The 21,250-nt window shown below is 44.1% G+C and carries 16 protein-coding genes; 7 read left to right on the top strand and 9 right to left on the bottom strand.

Annotated features, from left to right (window positions below; genetic code table 11):
* Positions 1-227: 227 nt before the first annotated feature.
* The 8 genes from AM228_RS11835 to AM228_RS11865 form a co-directional block, all read right to left on the bottom strand.
* Positions 228-3,473: a serine/threonine-protein kinase gene (locus AM228_RS11835; protein WP_054466317.1), complete on the bottom strand. Its 3,246-nt coding sequence runs from the start codon at positions 3,471-3,473 to the stop codon at positions 228-230.
* Positions 3,474-4,324: 851 nt separating this feature from the next.
* Positions 4,325-4,489 (bottom strand): hypothetical protein, encoded by a 165-nt coding sequence (locus AM228_RS32425; RefSeq protein ID WP_156331709.1) that lies wholly within the window; start codon positions 4,487-4,489, stop codon positions 4,325-4,327.
* A 2-nt stretch (positions 4,490-4,491) separates the two neighbouring features.
* The gene (pap, locus tag AM228_RS11845) at positions 4,492-5,985 is read right to left on the bottom strand and encodes a polyphosphate:AMP phosphotransferase (protein WP_054466319.1); all 1,494 of its coding nucleotides are present in this window, start codon (positions 5,983-5,985) and stop codon (positions 4,492-4,494) included.
* Between the two features lie 510 nt (positions 5,986-6,495).
* Positions 6,496-6,705, bottom strand: a complete 210-nt coding sequence (locus AM228_RS36750; RefSeq protein WP_354636030.1) for a hypothetical protein — start codon at positions 6,703-6,705, stop codon at positions 6,496-6,498.
* A gap of 99 nt (positions 6,706-6,804) precedes the next feature.
* On the bottom strand, positions 6,805-7,341 hold the full coding sequence (locus AM228_RS36755; protein ID WP_322096569.1) for a Uma2 family endonuclease: 537 nt from the start codon (positions 7,339-7,341) through the stop codon (positions 6,805-6,807).
* A 434-nt stretch (positions 7,342-7,775) separates the two neighbouring features.
* Positions 7,776-9,611 (bottom strand): metallophosphoesterase, encoded by a 1,836-nt coding sequence (locus tag AM228_RS11860; RefSeq protein WP_082348851.1) that lies wholly within the window; start codon positions 9,609-9,611, stop codon positions 7,776-7,778.
* 212 nt (positions 9,612-9,823) lie between these two features.
* Positions 9,824-9,991 (bottom strand): hypothetical protein, encoded by a 168-nt coding sequence (locus tag AM228_RS36760; protein WP_322096570.1) that lies wholly within the window; start codon positions 9,989-9,991, stop codon positions 9,824-9,826.
* Positions 9,992-10,090: 99 nt separating this feature from the next.
* Positions 10,091-10,615, bottom strand: coding sequence for a Uma2 family endonuclease (locus AM228_RS11865; RefSeq protein ID WP_322096571.1), 525 nt, complete (start codon positions 10,613-10,615; stop codon positions 10,091-10,093).
* Positions 10,616-11,450: 835 nt separating this feature from the next.
* On the opposite strand from AM228_RS11865, the gene AM228_RS11870 reads away from it, so the two are divergent.
* Both AM228_RS11870 and psbM read left to right on the top strand, forming a co-directional pair.
* Positions 11,451-11,759, top strand: coding sequence for a 2Fe-2S iron-sulfur cluster-binding protein (locus AM228_RS11870; RefSeq protein ID WP_054466321.1), 309 nt, complete (start codon positions 11,451-11,453; stop codon positions 11,757-11,759).
* A gap of 121 nt (positions 11,760-11,880) precedes the next feature.
* Positions 11,881-11,994, top strand: coding sequence for a photosystem II reaction center protein PsbM (gene psbM, locus AM228_RS29615; RefSeq protein ID WP_072160741.1), 114 nt, complete (start codon positions 11,881-11,883; stop codon positions 11,992-11,994).
* Positions 11,995-12,271: 277 nt separating this feature from the next.
* Here psbM and AM228_RS11880 read toward each other — a convergent pair whose 3' ends face one another.
* Positions 12,272-13,096: a universal stress protein gene (locus AM228_RS11880; RefSeq protein ID WP_054466323.1), complete on the bottom strand. Its 825-nt coding sequence runs from the start codon at positions 13,094-13,096 to the stop codon at positions 12,272-12,274.
* 125 nt (positions 13,097-13,221) lie between these two features.
* Between AM228_RS11880 and AM228_RS11885 the strand changes: the two genes are divergently transcribed.
* The 5 genes from AM228_RS11885 (at position 13,222) to AM228_RS11905 (ending at position 21,089) form a co-directional block, all read left to right on the top strand.
* On the top strand, positions 13,222-13,710 hold the full coding sequence (locus AM228_RS11885; protein ID WP_054466324.1) for a thioesterase family protein: 489 nt from the start codon (positions 13,222-13,224) through the stop codon (positions 13,708-13,710).
* A 190-nt stretch (positions 13,711-13,900) separates the two neighbouring features.
* On the top strand, positions 13,901-15,436 hold the full coding sequence (locus AM228_RS11890; RefSeq protein ID WP_082348852.1) for a CHAT domain-containing protein: 1,536 nt from the start codon (positions 13,901-13,903) through the stop codon (positions 15,434-15,436).
* A gap of 760 nt (positions 15,437-16,196) precedes the next feature.
* The gene (locus AM228_RS11895) at positions 16,197-17,006 is read left to right on the top strand and encodes a DUF928 domain-containing protein (protein WP_054466326.1); all 810 of its coding nucleotides are present in this window, start codon (positions 16,197-16,199) and stop codon (positions 17,004-17,006) included.
* Positions 17,007-17,047: 41 nt separating this feature from the next.
* Positions 17,048-19,645 (top strand): EAL domain-containing protein, encoded by a 2,598-nt coding sequence (locus tag AM228_RS11900; RefSeq protein ID WP_054466327.1) that lies wholly within the window; start codon positions 17,048-17,050, stop codon positions 19,643-19,645.
* Between the two features lie 502 nt (positions 19,646-20,147).
* Entirely contained in the window at positions 20,148-21,089 is a 942-nt protein-coding gene (locus AM228_RS11905; protein ID WP_082348853.1) for a DUF928 domain-containing protein, read from the top strand.
* Positions 21,090-21,250 lie beyond the last annotated feature (161 nt).

A 21,250-nucleotide genomic window follows, 5' to 3' on the forward strand; every position in this document is an offset into this window, starting at 1 on the left:
CTTTTTACAATCAAGATAATTACCCGGTAAGCTTTCGCCATGCCGTAGACGCGAAGCGGCTTCCCGTAGGGTAGGCTTTATGCTTCGCCCTTACGCCCGTAGGCGAAGCCTTCTCGAAGAGTATGCTTCGCCCCTACAGATTCAACAACCGCCAAAGAATCCCTACCCAACCAACAACAAGCAACAACCAACAATGAACAATCAAAGAATCCCTACCCAACCAAGAATTATTTTAATCGACTTCTAGCATTAATTGCGGGGGTGAAATTCGGTTGAATTTCAATCGCTTTATTGTAAGAGGCGATCGCTTCTTCATTCCGTTTCAGGTATTCCAAAGACAAACCACGTTGTGTCCAAGCAAATGGATCGTTGGGATAAATCTCAATCGCCAGATTAAAAGATACGAGAGCTTCTTCATCTCGCTGTAATTCAGTTAAAGCCATGCCCCGACTCACCCAAGAGGGATAGTCATTGGGTTCAATTTTAATCGCTTCATCAAAAGATTTAATCGCTGCTTCATATTGCTTAATTTCCGCCAAAGCAATCCCGCGATCGCGCCACGCATGATAAAAACTGGGATTAAGTTTGAGGGCTTGATCGTAAGATTTGACCGCATCGGCATAGCGTTCTAAACCTGCACTGAGTAACGAGGCTCGGTTGTGCCATCCGATATAGAAATTAGGGTTCAGTTCTACGGTTTTATTATAAGCATCGAGAGCCAATTCAAACTTTTCCATTTCATAGAATGTCGTGGCTTTAGCATTCCAAGCTAAATAGAATTTGGGATTGATTTTCAGAGATCGTTCGTAAGAAGCCAGCGCATCATCATAACGTCGAAGTTTGCTTAAAATCCGACCCCGTTCAATCCAGAGAATTAAGTCATTGGGTTTAATTTCTAATTGGCGATCGTAAACTGCCACTGCTTCTTCATAAGCGAGGACGGATTCTTGAGGTTTTTCTAGTCTTTCTTGGACTAATCCTTGATATTCCCAGAGGGTCGGTTCCTCTGGAGCGAAAGACACTCCCTCTTGCAACTCTGCCAAAGCTTCGGGATATTTTTTCAAGCCGATTAAAGCGATCGCCCGTCCTTTTTTGGCTTGAGCATTTCTGGGATCTAATTTCAACGCTTGATCGTGGACAGCCAGGGCTTCATTATAATTATTTAACTGAGAATAGACTTCTCCTTGGTTATTCCAAAATTTAGCATTTTTCGGTTCCAGTTCCGTAGCTTTTTGATAAGCCACTAAAGCCGCTGGATATCGTTGTAATAAAAACAGGGCATCCCCCCGACATTTCCAAGCATTTGAATAGTCTTCTTTAATCGCCAGCGCTTGATTGCAGAGTTCTTCCGCTTCTAAAGCTTGGCGTAAATCTAACTGTGCGGAGGCTTGTTGAATCACCGCATCGGCTTTTTCCAGTAGACGGCGATGTTTCTGAGCGTTAGTCCACAAAATCGTTCCCCCGATCAGCGCTATTAACAGTAAAACTCCTCCCGTCACCGACAACACCTGCAACCAGATTTTTTCAGAAAAAGGTAAGGTGACTTTGGCAAAATTGATAATAAATGAATTTTCTGGTAACGTCTCTGGGGGGGTTGCCTCAGAATTCGACTTGGGGCGATCGCCATCTGCGGGATTTTCTATCACCCCTTCTGTCACCTTTGAAGGCTGTGGTTTTGTCACCGACGGCACGACTGTCGGTTCCGAGGAAGATGCTATGGCCAAGTTTTCTGCAAATGACTGCGTACCGGATAATGCACCGGACAACAAAGCCAAATCTTTTAAAACTTCGGCGGCGGATTGATATCGCTCGCGAAAATAAGCATGAGCCATTTTATTAATAATTTCCGCGAGGCGATCGCTCACCTGGGTCAAATGTCGCCAACTCACTTCTCCGGTTTGCGGATCCGGTTCTAATTGGCTGGGATGAACCCCAGTTAAGGCTTGAATTGCCACCATTCCCAGGGCATAAATATCGCTATTCGGACGTAAATTGCCCGCTTGTTGTTCTTTGGGCATATAACCCACAGTTCCCACCGACCCAGTATTAATTAGCTGACCTTGGTCATCCAACGCCATGGTACTAATTTGTTTAACTGAGCCAAAATCTAACAACACCAGTTGACCATCGCTGGAACGGCGAATCAAATTCGCCGGATGAATATTAGAGTGAATCACATTTTGCTGATGCACAAACGTCAGTGTATTCAAAACATCTTGCAACAGCGCGATCGCCTCTGATTCTTTCCAGCGTCGCTCATTCATTTCTTCTGCCAGGGACTTACCTTGAACAAACTCGTGAACCAGATAAAATCCGGTTTCACCGGGAAAATCATCTAAAAGTCTGGGAATTTGATCGTGGGTTCCCAGCCGTTGCAGATTTTGTGCTTCCGTATCAAATAAAATTCTCGCTTCCCAAAACGGAAATGGAGAGTGCTCCGCACCGCTGACCCGATCGACTTTATGAGGTTCAATTTTTTTCAGCACACAAGGGGAATTGCCCCGTTCTCGGTCAAGAGTTAAATAAGTTTTGCCAAAAGAACTCTCCCCTAAAAAGTTAATAATCTTATAGCGGTTTTCTATCGTCTCCCCAATTTCATGGAAACCCTGAAGGTCTCTTAAAACATCGGTGGCGGATTGGTAGCGCTGCTCCCAATCTGGATGCACCATCAGGGTCAAAATATCGATTAATTCTTGGCGACATTGCACCAAATGTTGCCAAAGCAATTCGCCGGTTTTAATATCTCGCTCTAACTTGGTTGGATGCATTCCTGTTAACGCTTGAATGGCGGTAATTCCCAGAGCATAAATATCACTATTGGGATAAACTTTGCCCCCAAGTTGTTCGATAGGCATATAACCTGGCGTGCCAATCATCGAAGTAGTGATATTGCCGCCAAAGCTGAGAACTAAGGTTTCAATTTCTTTCAGAGAACCAAAGTCAATCGGGACAATTTGATAATCAGAAAAGCGGCGGATTAAATTCGAGGGTTTAATGTTGCGATGGATTGTCCCTTGTTCATGGATTACCGCCAAAACCTCTAGGACATTATATAATAAAGCAATTACTTGAGATTCCGGCCAAGATTTTCCTTCACAAATTTCTTGGCTTAAATCTTGCCCATCAATAAATTCTTCAACCACATATAATTGATTGTTTTCAATAAAAAAGTCTAATATTGAAGGAATTTGAGGATGATGCCCTAATTTTTCCAACTTTTTTACTTCCGTATTAAAGCGTTTTTGGGCTTCATCTAAAATATATGCATGATTACTGGAGGTTTGCAGGATTTTGAGAATACAGCGATCGCCCTCAAGCCATGAGGATTTGGTACTAACTGCCCCTTCCCCTTGGCTGCGGTCTGGTTCGGCGGCTAAATCGGGATGATATTCTGCTAAATAGGTTTTGCCAAATGCTCCCTTTTTAAAGGTTTTAATAATTTGGTAACAGCCGTGTATTTTATTTCCGTTCATGGCAGAGAATCACCTTATGACTTATGGGTTTTCCTTCTGGATATTTCTGGATATTTATGATTTGAATGGAGATAGAATCGCCAAGAAACCGGGTTTCTATGAAAAATGTCTGCCTCCCCACCAGCCTCTACACAGAAACCCGGTTTCTATGTCTTCAAAATCATAAAAATTTACTATACAAGTTTCAAGGATTTGCTGTTGTTGCTCAAAATACACCCCAAGATATACCCCAAGCAAGCATCAGTTTCAGTCTAATTGTGAATTTCTGGGTGATAGATGCTAAGGCCAAATTATCTCAACTTATCACAGATCGGCTTCAAGATGATCGACCTGCGAAGTTTTGGGAAATCCCAAAATGATGGGTAAATTTATCGGAAATCTGTAGATGCTTTGGGATTTTTGCGGTGGGTCATGGATCATCTTGGAGATTGATTCAAGTCCCAAGGGTTAAACTCAGGTTCACAGAAAGCGGTGGGATCAGGAAGGATTGGCTGGGCGATCGCCCAGGGGTCAGTCTTTTACAGGACAGGGGATTGTCGATCCTGATTAAACAGCGATTTCGCGAATAATTATGTTTGTATTTTACAGTATTTCTGCCCCAAGTTGGAACAACCTCACAAATTGTCACCTTTTTTAATTCTCAAAGGTGACATTAAGGTGACATTCAGTCGGACTGACGCTTGATGGCTTGATTTAAGCGCTATATATAGTATTGGGTTATAGTATTGGATATAGTATTGGCTGGCCAATGCCCACCGGACAAATACCTCTATATAGTAGGTTGGGTTGAGGCACGAAACCCAACCTAGGAGACAGGTTCGTAAAAGAGAAGTGAACCACTGTTCTTGGTTTCAGGCGAAGCTTTCCCGGAAAAAATTCACGCTTTCAGAAACCAGGTTTCTTGTAGGGGCGATTCCGATGGCGGTGGTCGCCCCGTGGTCGCCCATGAACCCAGAAACCCGGTTACTCTGGCGGTCAGGCAACACCGCCCCCTTAATCGTAAAAAAATTAACCAAGGTTACTTACTGCGGCGTTTCAATTCATTTTCAATAGCTTGAATCACCGTTTGAATCACTTTAACCCGGGCATAGTATTTGTCATTTCCCGGCACCACCGTCCAAGGGGCGATCGGGGTACTGGTGCGCTGAATCATCTGATTCACTGCCACATAATAATAAGGCCATTTTTCCCGATTGCGCCAATCTTCCTCCGTGAGTTTATGTTGCTTAAAAGGGCTATCTTTGCGTTGGTTAAATCGGATTAATTGTTCTTCAAAGCTGATATGTAGCCAACATTTAACCAAGACATAACCCGCCCCAGTGACTTGTTCTTCAAACTCATTAATTTCTTGATAAGCCCGTCGCCATTCCGGTTCCGTGGCAAACCCTTCTACTCGCTCCACTAAAACCCGGCCATACCAGGTGCGATCGAAAATGCCAAACTGACCAGGGGCAGGCAACCGGCGCCAAAACCGCCATAGATAATGACGAGCCAATTCTTCGGCACTAGGGGCAGCAAAGGCATTCACCACATAACTCCGAGGATCGAGCACATCGGTTAAGCGTTTAATCGCTCCGCCTTTTCCGGCAGCATCCCATCCTTCAAATAACACCATCACGGGCACTTTGTGTTTATGCATTTCCAGTTGCAGTTCTCGGAGTCGGATTTGTTCTTCGCGTAACTGTTTTTTATATTCTTCTCTGGACAAACATAAACTCAAATCAACTTTATAGAGAAAATCCGGTTCAGCGGGTTTTAATGCTTCTTGTAAAGGCAAAGTGGGAGGTGGCGTTCGACAACTGAGGCGATCGAGTGCCTCCGTAATCGTGCTGGCCATTTGGATCAACACCTTCACCCGCGCCCAGCGTTGACAGTTTCCTTCTACCAAAGTCCAGGGCGCAGGGCCGGTACTGGTGCGAATTACCATATCCTCTGCAAAGGCGGCATATTGATCGTACTTTTTCGCTTGTTGCCAGTCTTCGGGACGGACTCGCCAAGAACTCAGGGAGTCTGCTTGGGCTTTTTTCAAGCGTTTTTTTAGTTCTTTTTTGCTTAAGTGAATCCAGAATTTCGCGATCGCCACCCCATCGTCAGCTAATTGCCGTTCAAAGGCATTCATTTGCCGCATCATCGCCGGGATTTTGACTTCGGAAATTCTGCCACACAGTCGGTCTTCTAAAAGGTGAGTGTACCAGCTATGGTAAAAAAATCCGATCGTCCCTTTCGCCGGTAATTTTTGCCAAAATCGCCAGAGAAACGGATATTGACGTTCTTGCTCCGTTGGTGGCCAAATCGGGTGAACCGTAAAGCCACGGGGATCCATATAACCCACCATTTTCTTCACCAGAGAACCTTTTCCCGCCGCCGTCCAACCTTCCAAAACCACCACCATCGGCAATTTTTTGTCCCAACAGGCTTGTTGTAACTCCCGCAATTCTTGCATCAAAGACTCGATTTGAGCTTCGTAAGACTCTTTATCCAGAGACAGATTTAAATCTAGGGTATCTAACATAATTTTAATTTGAATTTGATTTCAATGTTTGCATATTTACATATTTACATATTTGCCGAAAAATAATTATATTTTACATATAGTTACATATAGCGGTTTTTATTGGCTGAATTACAGATTTTTTTGGATTCCCGCCTGCGCGGGAATGACAGGTTTTTTTTGTACTTCATAACTCCGCAAAGTGCTATAAAATTCATCATACCAAATCCGGTTCTCAAAAACCCCCGTTTCACTTGCGGATGGCGAGGGAATCAAGTCTCAAAAATTTGACTTGCGCTAAGGCGGTAATGACATTTTTGAGACTTGTGAATGAGCGGATGGAAAAAAGCTATACAGCGGTTTTCTGATTACTAAACCACTAGCGGGCCCGCGCATTCCGGCAGTAGGGGCGACGAGCGCATTCGCCCGTACAATCTTTTAAGCATCAAACTTCTGCCGGAATGCGCGGGCCCCTACAAAAATTTGTGGTTTACTCAACAGAAAAAAGCTATATGTACTTTTTGCTGACAATTAGCTTAGTTGATTCGGGTCAATGCCCATTTCTTTTAAGCGCTCCCATAACTGTTGTTTTTGTCGCCGTTCTTCAGCTAAAGCCGCTTCAGCTTGTTGCCGTTCTTCTTCAGCGCGATCGGCTCGTTCTCGCTCTTGTTGCGCGATTTCTCGCTCTTGTTGCGCGATTTCTCGCTCTTGCTGGGCCAACTCGAAAGATAACTTGACCAAATTACCCGCCCGATCGTAAAAGCGCAACCAAGTTGCTGTTTCCCTCAGAATGGTTCCATCCCAAGTGCCTCACAATAATCCCAAACTTTCGCACCACAATCAACCGCGATCGTCAGGAGTTATTTCTTGATAACGGAAATTTTCTCCTAACTTCCAACCTTTTAGGGATTCTGGAGCGAAAGTATCGTAAATAAAATAATGCCCGGTTTTGAAAACCTGCTCGTAAAGATCCTTCTTTTTTCCCTGATCCTGATTAGCCGTAGAAGGCGACATCAACTCGACAATTACATCGGGATAGCGGCCACCTTCTTCCCACACTACCCACCCTTGACGTTCTTTTTTCCCATCCACATTTAAAGCCACAAAGAAATCCTGCCCTTTATAATACCGATTTCGCGCTTGTTCGCTGCTGTAATATACAAACATATTCCCACCAGCAAAATAGTCTTCTCGTTCTTGATAAGCCAGCGTCACGGCAGAAATCAAAACATTCATGGCGATGCGATGGCGATTACTTGTCCTCGGTTCTCCGTCGTCAAATATTAGATCGGTAGGGGGAGGGGAGGGAATCCACTCATCTTCGAGTTGGAGATTTTCCGTTTCATTTGCTTGCTCTTGAATCAGTTGCACAGACATAGTAATACTCTCCAATTCCTGATAAAATTATACCTGAATTAATGCCAAATGAGCCTCTTTTCTACTAAGTTTATTAATAAATAGTTGCTAATTAAGTAGGTGAACATAATTAATTGCACTTTTCGTTCCCCACCGTAAATCCTTGGATTCCCGCATATAGGAAGGAGAGAGAAAAGAGAAGAGAGAAAAGAGAATATATTGACTAGGCATCATTAGCACCTCTTTCCTCTTTCCTCTTTCCTCTTTCCTCTTGCCTCTTTCCTCTTTCCTCTTTCCTCTTTCCTCTTGCCTCTGATATGGTCTGTGGTGCATTTATTTCTGCCCACCTAATTATTTATGATGCTAATCGGCTAAAAAATATATATTTAGATTTATATTTTTTAGCCGATTAGCTGAGATTTTATAGCAGATATTTAAAATCTGAATTGTATCCGTTAAAACGAATTAACTCTCAGGGCAAATTCATCAAATTTTATCGCAGGGCTGCCCGGTTCTCTGGTATCAAAGCGATAACTACTCACGGTTCCTGTCTTGGTATCAAAAATACTAAATACAGAAATATCGTTACTGGCAATATAGGGCAATTTTTCCCCATTTTCGCCCACCAAAGGCGCCATATTGGGCATTACCGGATCTAAGCCATTGGGATCGCCGATCGCCGCATATTTTTCTTGATAATTCTCCGGCACCTGCCGTTTTTGATCGGCGAACAAATGCGCCCCATAGCTATTGCCCACATTAGAGGATTCTAAATAGTGAGTTTGAGTAGAACTGACAAACCGATTCCATAAATGAGAATGTCCATAAAACACTAACTGTACTCCTGCTGCTTCTATTAATGGCACCAGATCGCGCATAATATAATCTTGTTTTTGGGGATATTCATATTTTACCGTAATCTGACCTGTTGCATCTTGTTCCAAGCGTTGCTGTGGATCTGTATAAGGCGGCACAACATTGCCCCCCAAAGAATGTGGGGGATGGTGAAACATGACAATTTTATATTTCGCCTGTTTAAATTCAGGACTATTTAATTCTTGTTTAAACCATTCATATTGCGGGCTGCCCGGAGTAATGGGTTCAAAAATATGTTGACCATAGCCCCAATTTTCTGGTTGATTAACATCCCCTTGCCGTTCCTGGTATCGGCCTTTAATATTTGGAGATAAACTGTAATTGCGCCAAATATTAGTCACATACAAAACTACTAAGCGAATATCCCCAAAAGTCACAGCATAATATTTTTTCCCGCCAGGTTTACTTTCTGGCAAGGTAAATAGTTCTTCATAAGTTTCGGTATTAAAAGAATTATCAACTAACCAGCGATCGCGCACCACTTCGGAATCTTCTGGATTCAACTCCAGGGCTTTTTTAGCATAAATTGCTTCGGCCACCTTTCGAGGAAATGGGTCGTTAAATTCACCATTTAAACTATCTTCTCTGCCAAACCTGCCCATCACTTCATGGTTGCCCAAAGTGGTAAAGATCGGCGCATATTGAATAATTTTACCACCCCGATAAACCGTGGTTCGGCCTTTTTTTGCTAGTTGATAATTAGCTCGACCTTGCAAACAAGGGAAAAACGCCCCGCCTCGGTTATCGTCAAACCATTCTGAAGCGCGATCGGGGACATTCACTAAATCCCCCGCATGAAATACTGCATCCACCTGACCCACGGTTTCCACCACTTTTTGTAAATTTGCGGCAGTCATGGGCATCAGTTGATGATCGGAAGTGAGTAAAATTTTCAGGGACGTTCCCGGTTTTGGTGTTGGGGATGCGGTGAAGATATCGCTACTAATTTGCAGTCCATCATTGCGGGTACTAAATACTTGATAAGGGATGCGAATTTCTGGCACTAAATCAGTCAGTTCGGCTTCATGTCGCCAAATTTCTCGCGCTGTGGGTTTTTGCCAAATTTGACCCGTTTCGGTTTGGTGGCCTAATCGAGATTTTTGGTCTTCACGAGTCCGACTTAATTTAGTTGTGGTGGCGCCGACAATTTTTTTCATATCTGACCCGTAGATTACCCGATGATCGACACCGGGAAAATCCGTAAACCAAACAATATTGACTGAGGTTTCTGTGGGTTTTTGGACAAATGGGTCGGTGAGGAGTTGGGGAGAATTAGTCATAGTGTTTAATGTGGGCAAGAATAGGGCGAATGCAAAGCTAAACAAAACTAAAAGAGCCAGTATCCATAAATTGCGATCGCTCTTTGGGCCATCATTGAGATAATTTTTCCAGTCTGGTGGTATGGGAATTAACATTATGGTTTAACTGACAAGGGTTTAGCTCCACGGTTTTTGTCAAAAAGCCGGGAAGCGTTGATCGGATCTCTAATCAATATAGGCGATAAATTGCGATCGCCTACCCATTACCTCTGCGCTACCAACCAGACTGCCAACCAGATGAATACTGAATTGAATGCTGAATTGAATGTTGAATGCTTATCAGTTATTTATCTGTCTTTTGCTGGCAATTAGCCCAGTTGATTTGGGTCAATTCCCATTTGCTGGAGTCGCTCCCATAACAGTTGTTTTTGTCGGCGTTCTTCGGCTAAAGCGGCTTCAGCTTGTTCCCGTTTCATTTCAGCGCGATCGGCTCGTTCCCGTTCCTGTGGCGCCAACTCGAAGGATAACTTGACCAAATTACCCGCCCGATCTTAAAAGCGCAACCAAGTAGCTGTTTCCCTCAGAATGGTTCCATCCCAAGTGCCTCACAATAATCCCAAACTTTCGCACCACAATCAACCGCGATCGTCAGGAGTAATTTCTTGATAACGGAAATTTTCTCCTAACTTCCAACCTTTTAGGGATTCTGGAGCGAAAGTATCGTAAATAAAATAATGCCCGGTTTTGAAAACCTGCTCGTAAAGATCCTTTTTTTTTCCCTGATCCTGATTAGCCGTAGAAGGCGACATCAACTCGACAATCACGTCGGGATAGCGGCCACCTTCTTCCCAAAGCACCCAGCCTTGACGTTCTTTTTTCCCATCCACATTTAAAGCCACAAAAAAATCCGGCCCTTTATAATCCCGATTTCGCGCTTGTTCGCTGCTGTAATACACAAACATATTCCCACCAGCAAAATAATCTTCTCGTTCTTGATAAGCTAAAGTCACGGCAGAAATCAAAACATTCATGGCGATGCGATGGCGATTACTTTCCCAGGGTTCTCCGTCGTCAAAAATTAAATCAGTAGGGGGAGGAGAGGGAGTCCACTCGTCTTCGAGTTGAAGATTTTCCGTTTGAGTTGTTTGCTCCTGAATCAGTTACACAGACATAGTAATACTCCCCAAAATTTTTATTATATAAAAAGCCTATTTTGTGCTTAATTAACAATTAATAACTATTACGAAAAAATTATAAATTTAAATTTAAATTTAATTATTTATTTAATAATTTAAAATTATTAAAACTAATTGAAATTATATTATAGTATAACTCATAAAATATTGAATTGCTATATAGTGTTCAAAAAGCTATATATTGCCAAATTTTAATAACTACTGAAATATGCACAATCATCGTCAACAGTAAACAGCAAATGGGTTTTTCATACCATCTCTGTCACCCAACCTGCTCATAGAAACCCGGTTGGTTTGCCCGATCGCTTATTTGTCGAGTCAGAAACCGGGTAATTGACACCAAATCTCTGTCACCCAACCTTCATGCTCATAGAAACCCTGTTTCTTGCTTGCTGAGGGGCGATTCCCTCGCCAGAGCTTTCGCCCGATCGCTTATTTGTCGAGTCAGAAACCGGGTAATTGACACCAAATCTCTGTCACCCAACCTTCATGCTGATAGAAACCCGGTTTCTTTGCCCGGTTGCTTGAGGGGCGGCTTTCAGGGGCGATCGCTACCATATCCCTGGGGAATTTTTTAACATTTCGTAATATATAGTGATAAATTAAAACCTAGTAACCGATCGCCATTACATTGCTCAACATCAGGGCAAAGAAGAGTCTGAGCCTATTTCCTTGGCACGCAGACTGATGGATGGACGATCTCCGGCTTGACCAGTTGGGATGTTGGGCATTAGGCTGCCCATCGTTCCTCCCAGTGTTTACCCATGTTCATCAACATAAATCAGAGTCTCAAATACTAATGAGTAACATCAAATTTGTCAATAGCGACAATCAGGAAATCAAAGAAGTTGTGGCCGCTCAGGGAGCCAATTTACGCCTGAAAGCCCTAGAAAACCAAATCGATCTCTACAAATTTTATGGCAAAATGATGAACTGTGGTGGCTACGGTCAATGTGCTACCTGTATTGTGGAAATTGTCGAGGGCGAAGAAAATCTTTCTCCTCGAAGCAGCGTTGAAGAGAAAAAACTCAAGAAAAAGCCCGCCAATTATAGGTTGGCTTGCCAAACTCTGGTCAATGGGCCAGTCACCGTGAAAATCAAGCCTTAATCTTTTGTTTGCTAATTGGTCATTTGTAATGGGGCAAAACCGCCACCGCCAAATGACCCGCAGACAAATGATGATATTCTAATTTTGTTCAACAATCACATTGACATAGAGGTGTTGTAGTATGCAAGTTAACGATCTAGGTTTTGTGGCAACCATCCTATTTGTACTGGTTCCCGCTGTTTTCCTCTTGATTTTGTACATTCAAACCGCCAGCCGAGAAGGTAAGAAAAATTAGGAAAAACTGCGAAAATTATTTCACTAACTCAGCAGACACCTAGGTGATTAATCACAGGTGTCTTTTTGTTTTTATGGGTGTGGGGTGTGGGGGTGTGGCGGAGCAGAGGCGCAGAGGCGCAGAGGCGAAAAAGAACACCCCAGCACCCCAGCACCCCTTCCCTTTCCCCAACCAAAGAATCTCTACCCAAAGAATCCCTAGCCAACAACCAACAAATAGGGGCAATTAATGAATTGCCCCTAGTGCTGGATCTGATGGGTCAGTCCGGTTAGATGGATTAACGACGGACTAATAACACTGGGCAGTCAGCGTTAACGCGCACATAGTCGGAAAGTGAGCTACCCAGGAGGCGATCTAAATCCACCAAGCTTTTGGCCATGTTCGGACGGCGATCGGGAGAACCGAGTAATAGGAGATCGGCATTGGTTTCTTTGGCGATCCGGCAGATTTCTGGGCCGGGTTTACCACTGCCGGTGATGCAACGATAGTTAACTCCGGCTTTTTTCGCTTCCGCAGCAGCGGCAGCTAATACTTCGTCTTCTTCCGCTTGATTGACCGCTTTGGGTGGGTTGACGTGAGCGAGGATTAACTGACTCCCCGATACATTTCGGGTGAAAGCTAAGGCCATTTCTAAGGATTGTTTGGCTTCTGGGGAGTTATTCATCGCTACCATGACTCGGTTGATCCGTTTGACATAGCTATCGTCTTTGACCAGTAACATGGGACGGGAAGCAAGCTGGAAGACATACTGACTGACGGATCCTTCTAAAATGGCTCGTAAGCGACCTAATGCCCGCGAACCGATGATAATCAGGTCAACGTTTTCTTCTTCAGCGACTTCACAAACGATGGCTTTTGGATCCCCTTGTTTGAGTCGGGGGTTGACTTTTTTGGCATCGACTTTTAGGGCTTTGACCGCATCGGCGAGAATTTTCCCTCCCTTGGCTAACTTGGCAGACATTTCATCGGCGATGGTTTCGGGGGTGACGACGTGCAATAGGGTAATGGATGCGCCTTGGAAAGCGGGAATGTCCATTAACATATTGACCATTTCTTCACACAAGCCACGTCCGGCAACGGCGACTAAAATTTTTTGAATCATTTGCTCTCTCTTGATAAAACAGGTATTTTTCAGAGTGAGGTTCTCTTGATCCTTTTGGATCAAGATCCCCTGATAAAATTTAAGGATAAGACTGATTACTTACTAAAAATTTGTAGTTTTGTAACATGACTGAACAGACATATCCGCAGCAACAGTTACCCCCAGTCCGGGCGATCGCCCCTACAGTACACAGAAGCGAGGACGGCTGGTTTGAGTATCCCGTGCGATCGCACCCACATCATACGGACTATGCCGGAGTGGTTTGGCATGGTACATATTTAACTTGGATGGAAGAAGCGCGAATTGAGTCCCTGCGAAGTATTGGCATTGATTATGCCCAATTGGTGACAATTGGCTGTGATTTCCCGGTGATCGAGATGTCTTTGCGCTACCACAAGCCTATGCACTTGGGGGTTGATGCGGTGGTCAGAACTCGGATGGCTGAAATGCGGGGAGTGCGACTGAATTGGGAGCAAAATATTCAATCGATTAATGGTGAGGAAGTCTATGTCAAAGCACTGGTGACATTGGTCGCTTGTGATATGGCTGAAGGTAAGATTATTCGACGATTACCGCCTTTGGTGCAGGATGCGTTGGTGAAATTGAGTCAATAACAGGACGATCGGTAGTAGGGGCGTCCAAGCGAACCGCCCCGACATTGTATTGATGTGTCACCGAGTGTCACCGTCACGGAACGGCACCCTACACAGGCGTTGCGTAAGTCCTGCAAATGATAAAACCAAATGATAAAACCAAAAAGTCCCTGGGTGAAATCTGTCAGCCTTTCCCAGTTGTGTAATCGTGATGAAATGTCTGATATCCCTGTTTAAGCGATCGCCTCTGTCTCATAAACTAATGTGTCAAAAGCGGCGGCGCCTAGGGCAGATTTTGCTTTTAGTGATTCTTTTTGGTTTATGCAATTGCCTGACTGCGGTCAGCCTTCATGGGTCGCATCCCACTTTTGCCGGGGCGAAGCATTCGGGTAACGATATTGTAGGGGCGAAAAGCGAATCGTCCCTACAGGAAAAGCGAAAATTAACGGCCCGAATAGGGGCAAAGCATTCCCGTAAAAAATTCACGCTTCTAACCCATCGAACTTCTGCGGGAATGCTTTGCCCCTACAAATTTATTTGTATATGGGATGCGACCAAGCATGACAGGGAAGGCAAACACTTAACTGAGGAAGCGCTGGCTTTAAACCAAGAGATTAAAGCACCAGAGATGACCCATGAATCGGCACAGGAATTAGCAAACTTGCTGAACCAACCACAACTCGCAGATATTTCAGAGGCGATGCCGCGCCAGGGACACGGAAAGGAAATCGCGATTAACCAAGTTGACCCCGATACAGCGGTGATTTATCCGATCATTTTGCCCGATCGCCTCGAAGTGATTTTTGCTTTGCCCGGACATCCTCTGCGTCAAACGACGATCCGGGAACCCAAGGAAATGGTAGAAACCACGATCCGCCAAATGCGTAATTCCCTGAGAAAAACTTCTTTTCTGGAAGAGCGTTTACCCTTGGCGCAAAAACTCTATGATTGGTTGATTCGTCCGGTAGCTGACGATTTAGCCAGTGACAAGATTAAGACTTTGGTCTTTGTCCTCGATGGGCCGTTTCGGAATGTGCCGATGGCGGCGCTTTATGATGGGCAACAGTATTTAGTGGAGAAATACGCGATCGCCATTAATCCTGGTTTGCAGTTTTTGGGCAAAAAGCGATCCTCTCTGCCACCGGAAGAGGTAAAAGCCCTGCTGGGCGGAATCAGCGAAGCCACCCAAGGATTTAGTCCATTGCCTGCGGTGGACTTAGAACTCGCGGCAATTGCCGCCCAAATTCCCACCAAGACTTTGCGAAATCAGGCTTTTACCAAAGATGCCCTCAAAGAAGAAATGGTGAAAACTCCGTTTCCCGTGGTTCACTTAGCCACTCACGGACAATTTAGTTCTAACCCTAAAGAGACGTTTATTTTGACTTGGGATGACAAAATCAACATTGAGGACTTACAAAGCATTCTGCGCGATCGGCGCCGACAAAAGAACCCTCTGGAATTATTGGTACTAAGTGCCTGCCAAACCGCCGAAGGAGACAATCGAGCTACCCTTGGATTAGCGGGAATCGCTGTGCGATCGGGGGCGCGGAGTACCTTAGCCACACTTTGGTCAGTCAATGACGAGTCTACCGCTGCTTTCATGGCCGAGTTTTACCGACAACTCACTCAACCGAATATGACCAAAGCCGAAGCGCAACGCTTGGGGCAAATCAAGCTGCTCACCGATCCGAAGTATCGTCATCCTTTCTACTGGGCTCCGTTTGTTTTAGTGGGAAATTGGCAATAATCCGCTGGAATTTAGTTTTGTGGTATGTTTTGCCCAGTTATGGAGCAGATTATCCCAAGAATCATCAATTCTATCTAAACCAGGGCATTAATGATCCTCAAGCTGATTCCTAGAAATTTTTTGGCAGATTTTAGGGGCGCCTAATCAGTGTTATTTCTGAAGTGAAATCAATTAATCTTTTTTTAAAGATATCAAAGTATTTTTTACTATTGTTATCAGTATTATGGTTATCAATTATGGCGATCGACTGGGAGTCTTAAGCATAACCCTGACAGAGGGTCAGACCCCTTAATCAGAGAAGCGCTTCACTTGCTCGTAATTTTACGGTAGTAAGTCTCACCTAGACTTCTCCCCCCCCCATCAAAACCTTGAAAAAAGGTGAAATCATTCGATAAAATCCCATCTATCTATAACCAATGCCCTATAAACCAGAGCCAGTATCAGAAAATCATCAAGTCTATGGTAGAATCAATCCTTCATGTTATATACTAAAAAAATAAAGAAAATATCAAAAAACTCTCGCTCGGTTAAAAATAATTAATATAAATTAGCGATCGTATAATCCTTAACCAAGCTTAAATATTGAAGCGATGGAAAAAAAATAAAAATCCTTTGATTTCAAGAAAAACCGAAACAAGCCATGATCTTTCCGGTGATCGGGATGAACATGAGATCCAATGCAGAAAAAATCCGAAAAAATACGCATAAAAATGAACATTTGTCAACAGACGTGAGTATTATTTAAATTAGGAGATAATTTATGATGGGAATTAAACGGTTGATATTTTATCTATCTACGCTGTCGATCGCCCTATCTTTTGGATTAATCACCTTGTCTGCTATGCCAACCCAGGCACAGGTGAGATTGGAGAAGAATATGACAGTGAGCAGCGATGTTGAATTACCATTGCGGATACAAATTAATTTTGAAACGAAGGAACCGGACGAAGGGGAACCGGAACAAACTGTAGGGGCAGGAAGCCGGAATGCTGAAAAATGTACCGATCCGCAAGACTACAAGGCCCTAACTTTACTGGTTCCGGCCAATACGGTGGCTTTAACTGTAGCCGAAAGACCCATGTTTTTTGTTTATTTTCCCAAAACCGTGGCAACACAGGCGGAGTTGAGTCTCAGGGATGAACAGGGAAATGGGATTTACCAAACTATTTTTGATCTCGGCGAAACCCCTGGGATTCAGGGGATCCAATTGCCAATTACGGCACCGGCTTTAGAAGTTGGTCGGAGGTATCAATGGTCGATCGCCATGATTTGCAATGCCGATGACCGACTCCGAGATCAAGTAGCAGATGCTTGGATTCAGCGGATTGATCTGCCTGCGTCCCTGAGTCAGCAACTCCAAAATGCCGCGATCGCAGAACAAGCGTCACTCTATGCCCAGAATGGCATTTGGTACGATACCATATCAACATTAGCTGAATTTATCTCTCAGTCTGAAAATTCAACAGTGGCGACGAATGCGTGGCAACAACTTTTAAGTTCCGAAACAGTACAGTTAGATCAATTCCTAGAAATCCGTTGGCGGATTCAGGAACAACACGGAGAAAATTAAAAGTAGATAGAATAGAAAAAATTTTCATTTTTTGTTTGTTCATGGGTTCTAAGACCTGGAAAAAACTCCAAAAGCTACTGTGGGAATGGCGAGGAGTGATTGTAACTGCTCCCACGGTGGCAGGATTGACTTTAGCATTACGGATGACCGGATTGCTCCAAGGATGGGAATTGCGAACGCTAGATTTATTTTTTCGCTGGCGTCCTTCGGAACCCCAGGATGAACGAATTGCGATCGTAGAAATTGATGAGCCAGATATCAGCTATGTGGGAACTTGGCCGATTCCCGACCGGGTTTTAGCAGAGTTGTTAAAAAAAATTAAACAGCAACAACCGAAATCCATTGGCATGGATATTTATCGGAATTTGCCGGTAGAACCGGGCTATGAAGAATTAGTAAAAGTATATAAATCTACGCCGAATTTGATTGGCGTGAAGAAAATTCTCGGAGACGCTTATGGCGGTCCCGTGGCGCCGCCAGCAGTGTTGGGTGAGTTGGGTCAAGTGGCAGCGGTGGATATGGTCAGTGACAAAGATGGCAAAATTCGTCGCGCCTTACTTGCGGTGACGCCGCCCGGTGAACCGACGATTTATGCTTTGTCCAGCCGTTTGGCCATCATGTATCTGGAAGAACAAGGAATCAGATTACAGCCTCACCCTGCAAAAAAAGAGGCGAATGTTCTGGGCAAGAGTTTATTTTTCCGACTGCAAAAAAATGATGGTGGGTATGTCCGCGCTGATAACGGCGGCTACCAGATTATGCACAATTTTCGCAAGTCTTGTCCGATCCAAGAGTTAAATTGCGACGTTTTCTATACGGTGTCCCTGAGAGATGTTTTGACCGACAAAATTGAACCGGATGCTTTGCGCGATCGCATCGTCTTAATTGGTTCCACTGCCGACAGCCTGAAAGACAGCTTTTTAACTTCTTTTGACGGACAAAAGGGCAGTGCGCGAACTCCAGGGGTGATCATCCACGCTCAATTAGTGAGTCAAATTCTCAGTGCCGCCCTAGATGGACGCGGCTTAATCCGGGTGTGGTCTGAACCTGTGGAATGGATCTGGATTTCTTTCTGGTCAGTCGTTGGTGCTACGTTAACCTGGAGTTTGTTAGGCCGCAAATGGGAAGTAGTCAGTATTTTCCTAGTTGGCGCCAGTCTCGGATTCGGCTCTTTTGTCGCCTTCTTAGGTAATTGGTGGATTCCCGTAGTCCCCGCCTTGGTGGGCTTTTTTGGCTCGTCTGTGATTATTGTTGGCTATATTGGCTATACCGAACGGGAGCGATCGCAGGCGCAATTACGCTTCAATGCCTTGCATGACGGACTCACGGGCTTGCCAAATCGTCGTTGTCTGATTTCTCGGCTGCAAAGTGCCATTGAATATCGCCAAGAAAACCCAGATTATTTATTCGCCATCCTATTTTTAGACTTAGATCGCTTCAAACTGATTAACGATGCCTTGGGACATAGAACAGGTGATGACTTATTAATTGCCACCGCTTGCCGACTGGGAGAATGTGTCAAACCTAGAGACACCGTGGCTCGCTTAGGCGGCGATGAATTTATCATTCTCCTAGAAGATATTCACCAAATCCAAACCGCCAGTCAGGTGGCGGAACGGATTCATCAGCAACTCAAGTTGCCATTTTATATCAATGGCCATGAAGTCTTTACCAGTACCAGTATTGGCGTTGTCCTGAGTACGATGAATTATCAGCAGCCAGAGGATTGGCTGGCTGCTGCGGATGTGGCCATGTATCGAGCCAAAGCTCGTGGCAAAGCCAACTATGAGATTTTTGATAGCAGTATGCAAGCGGATGTGATGTTCCAGCTTAAGCTGGAAGAGGATATCCGTCAGGGAATCGATCGCGAAGAATTTGAACTGTATTATCAACCAATTGTATTGACCAATACCACCGAGTTGGCGGGGTTTGAAGCCTTGGTGCGCTGGAATCATCCAGAACGGGGTTTTGTTTCTCCCGGTCAATTTATTCCTTTGGCAGAGGAAACCGGATTAATTGTGCCGTTGGGTTGGTGGATTTTACGCACCGCCTGTCGCCAGTTACACTCGTGGCATCAACAATTCCCCGACCAAGCGGGTTTAAAGGTCAGTGTCAACCTTTCTGGCAAGCAGTTTCTCCAGTCCGATTTAGTGGAAAAAATTGCGGATATTTTACAAGAAACTGGTTTAAATCCTTCTACTTTGAAGTTGGAAATTACCGAAGGAGTGGTGATGGATAATGCAGAAATGGCGATTAAAATGTTACAACAAATTAAAAATTTAGGGATTACTTTAAGTATTGATGATTTTGGCACGGGATATTCTTCTTTGAGTTATTTACATCGGTTCCCAGTTGATACTTTGAAGGTCGATCGATCTTTTGTGAATGGGGTGGAAAGCGATCGCGATAAGTTAGAGATTGCTCGGACGATTCTCCTGCTGGCACATAGTCTAGAAATGGATGCGATCGCAGAAGGGGTGGAGACATTAGAACAGTTTCTCATTTTGCAAGAACTTAGCTGTGAGTATATTCAAGGGTACTTTTTTTCTAAGCCTTTGAATGTAGAATCGGCAGTTAATTTGCTCAAAAAACCCGATTTTAAACAAAAAATTGTTGTAGATCAAAGTCTTCATAAATAATCCAGGTCTAGGGTAGTCTTAGGAAAGTAGCAGAATTAGCTATGAGGAGCAATCAATATTCGTCCAGCAGTCCAGCATTAGTCCTCCAGCATTGTTTCTCTGGCTTAATTAGCTGAAAACTTCTGACTAAACTGGCTTTAATCTATCTAAGTATTTGATGACAACAAAAAGGATTTAACAGAAAAAAAACCGCAAAAATACGCAAAAATACGCAAACTTAGACAAAGGGATGAGTTGTTTTGGAGATTCTCCGTAAAATCACTCAAGTTAGTCTGGAAAACTGATTAATCCGACCCAAAGCAAAAGTCCTGTAATCTATGAATTTACAGGACTTTTGCCCGTCTTTACACAATCTTCATATAAATGCTCTGTACATTATTCCGCGATCGCAAATTATAATAGAATTAAACTCGCTAAAGAACCAACCATTTATAAACTTAAGTTAAAGCTTAAAAATTTTAGTTTGATTGTAGTTTTTCGTCCAGCAACAGGAGTCATTTCAATGGGATATCACAAAAAATACTCATCTTCTCTACCAGTGGTTTTCCTCTCATTGTCGTTCGGGTTGGTAATGGTTCCGAGAATCGCCAGTGCTGAACCCAGGGAAGTTTTTGGGGGTTTGTCTGCGCTAAATACGATCCAAGCAAAAACCCCTGATGGCATAGGTAAGCTTAAGTTTGAGACAGAAGACAATGGCTTGCCCCATAGTTCAACGGGAGGCGCAACTAGGTTTGCCGAACAGATTAATTTCCAACCGCCAGCGGATCAAGGGGCGCCGCAGCAAAGTGTTGGGGGTTCGACAAGAGGACCTGCTGTTTGCCCCCAAGATAGAAATGCTGAGTTTCCTGGACAGACGCTTACGGCACTGTTACCGGCTTCCAATCAAGGTTTAACGGTGTCTGGTCACCCTACGCTTTTGCTTTATGTGCCGCCAACTTCTGCCGGTGAAGTCCAGTTTATTCTTCAGGATGACAGTGGTCCTGACGAAGTGCAGGAAATTTATGAGACGACGTTTGCTCTGCCGAAGCATCTCACGGCAACAGGTGGCTTAGTCACGATCAAAATACCGGAAAGTTTGCCAGAGTTGGAGGTTGGTAAGACTTACACCTACTATGCGACCTTGATTTGTTCTCCTGGAGATAGTGGTGGGATTAATTACGATCAAGGTTTTATCACCCGCGTTGAAGTTCCTTCCCAGCTTGCTCAAGCGGCGCAAAAGAATCAAGGGTTATCCCCGGAACAATCTTTGTGGCAGCAGGCAATGCTTTATGCTGAGTCTGGGATTTGGCTTGATACGGTTAGTAGTTTGCTCAGTCTGATGGAGTATGAGCCGAATAATCAGGTTTTGCAAAGTCAGTGGATGTCGTTGATGAGATCCGATGCGGTGAATTTGGATGAGGCGATCGCCAAAGCCAAGATTGTTCATCTATCTGCTCAGGAATAATCAGGGTGTGTTAACCATACCCTAACGCGCCAATCTTCTGCCAATCTTCTGCCAATCTTCTATATTTAGGATTTGATATATTTAGGATTTGATTTCGGATTTTTGCGGAATTACCGTAATGTGAAAGCAAAGCAAAACCCCAGTGACAGATATAGTAGGGT

The organism is Planktothricoides sp. SR001 (assembly GCF_001276715.1).
Taxonomy (GTDB): domain Bacteria; phylum Cyanobacteriota; class Cyanobacteriia; order Cyanobacteriales; family Laspinemataceae; genus Planktothricoides; species Planktothricoides raciborskii.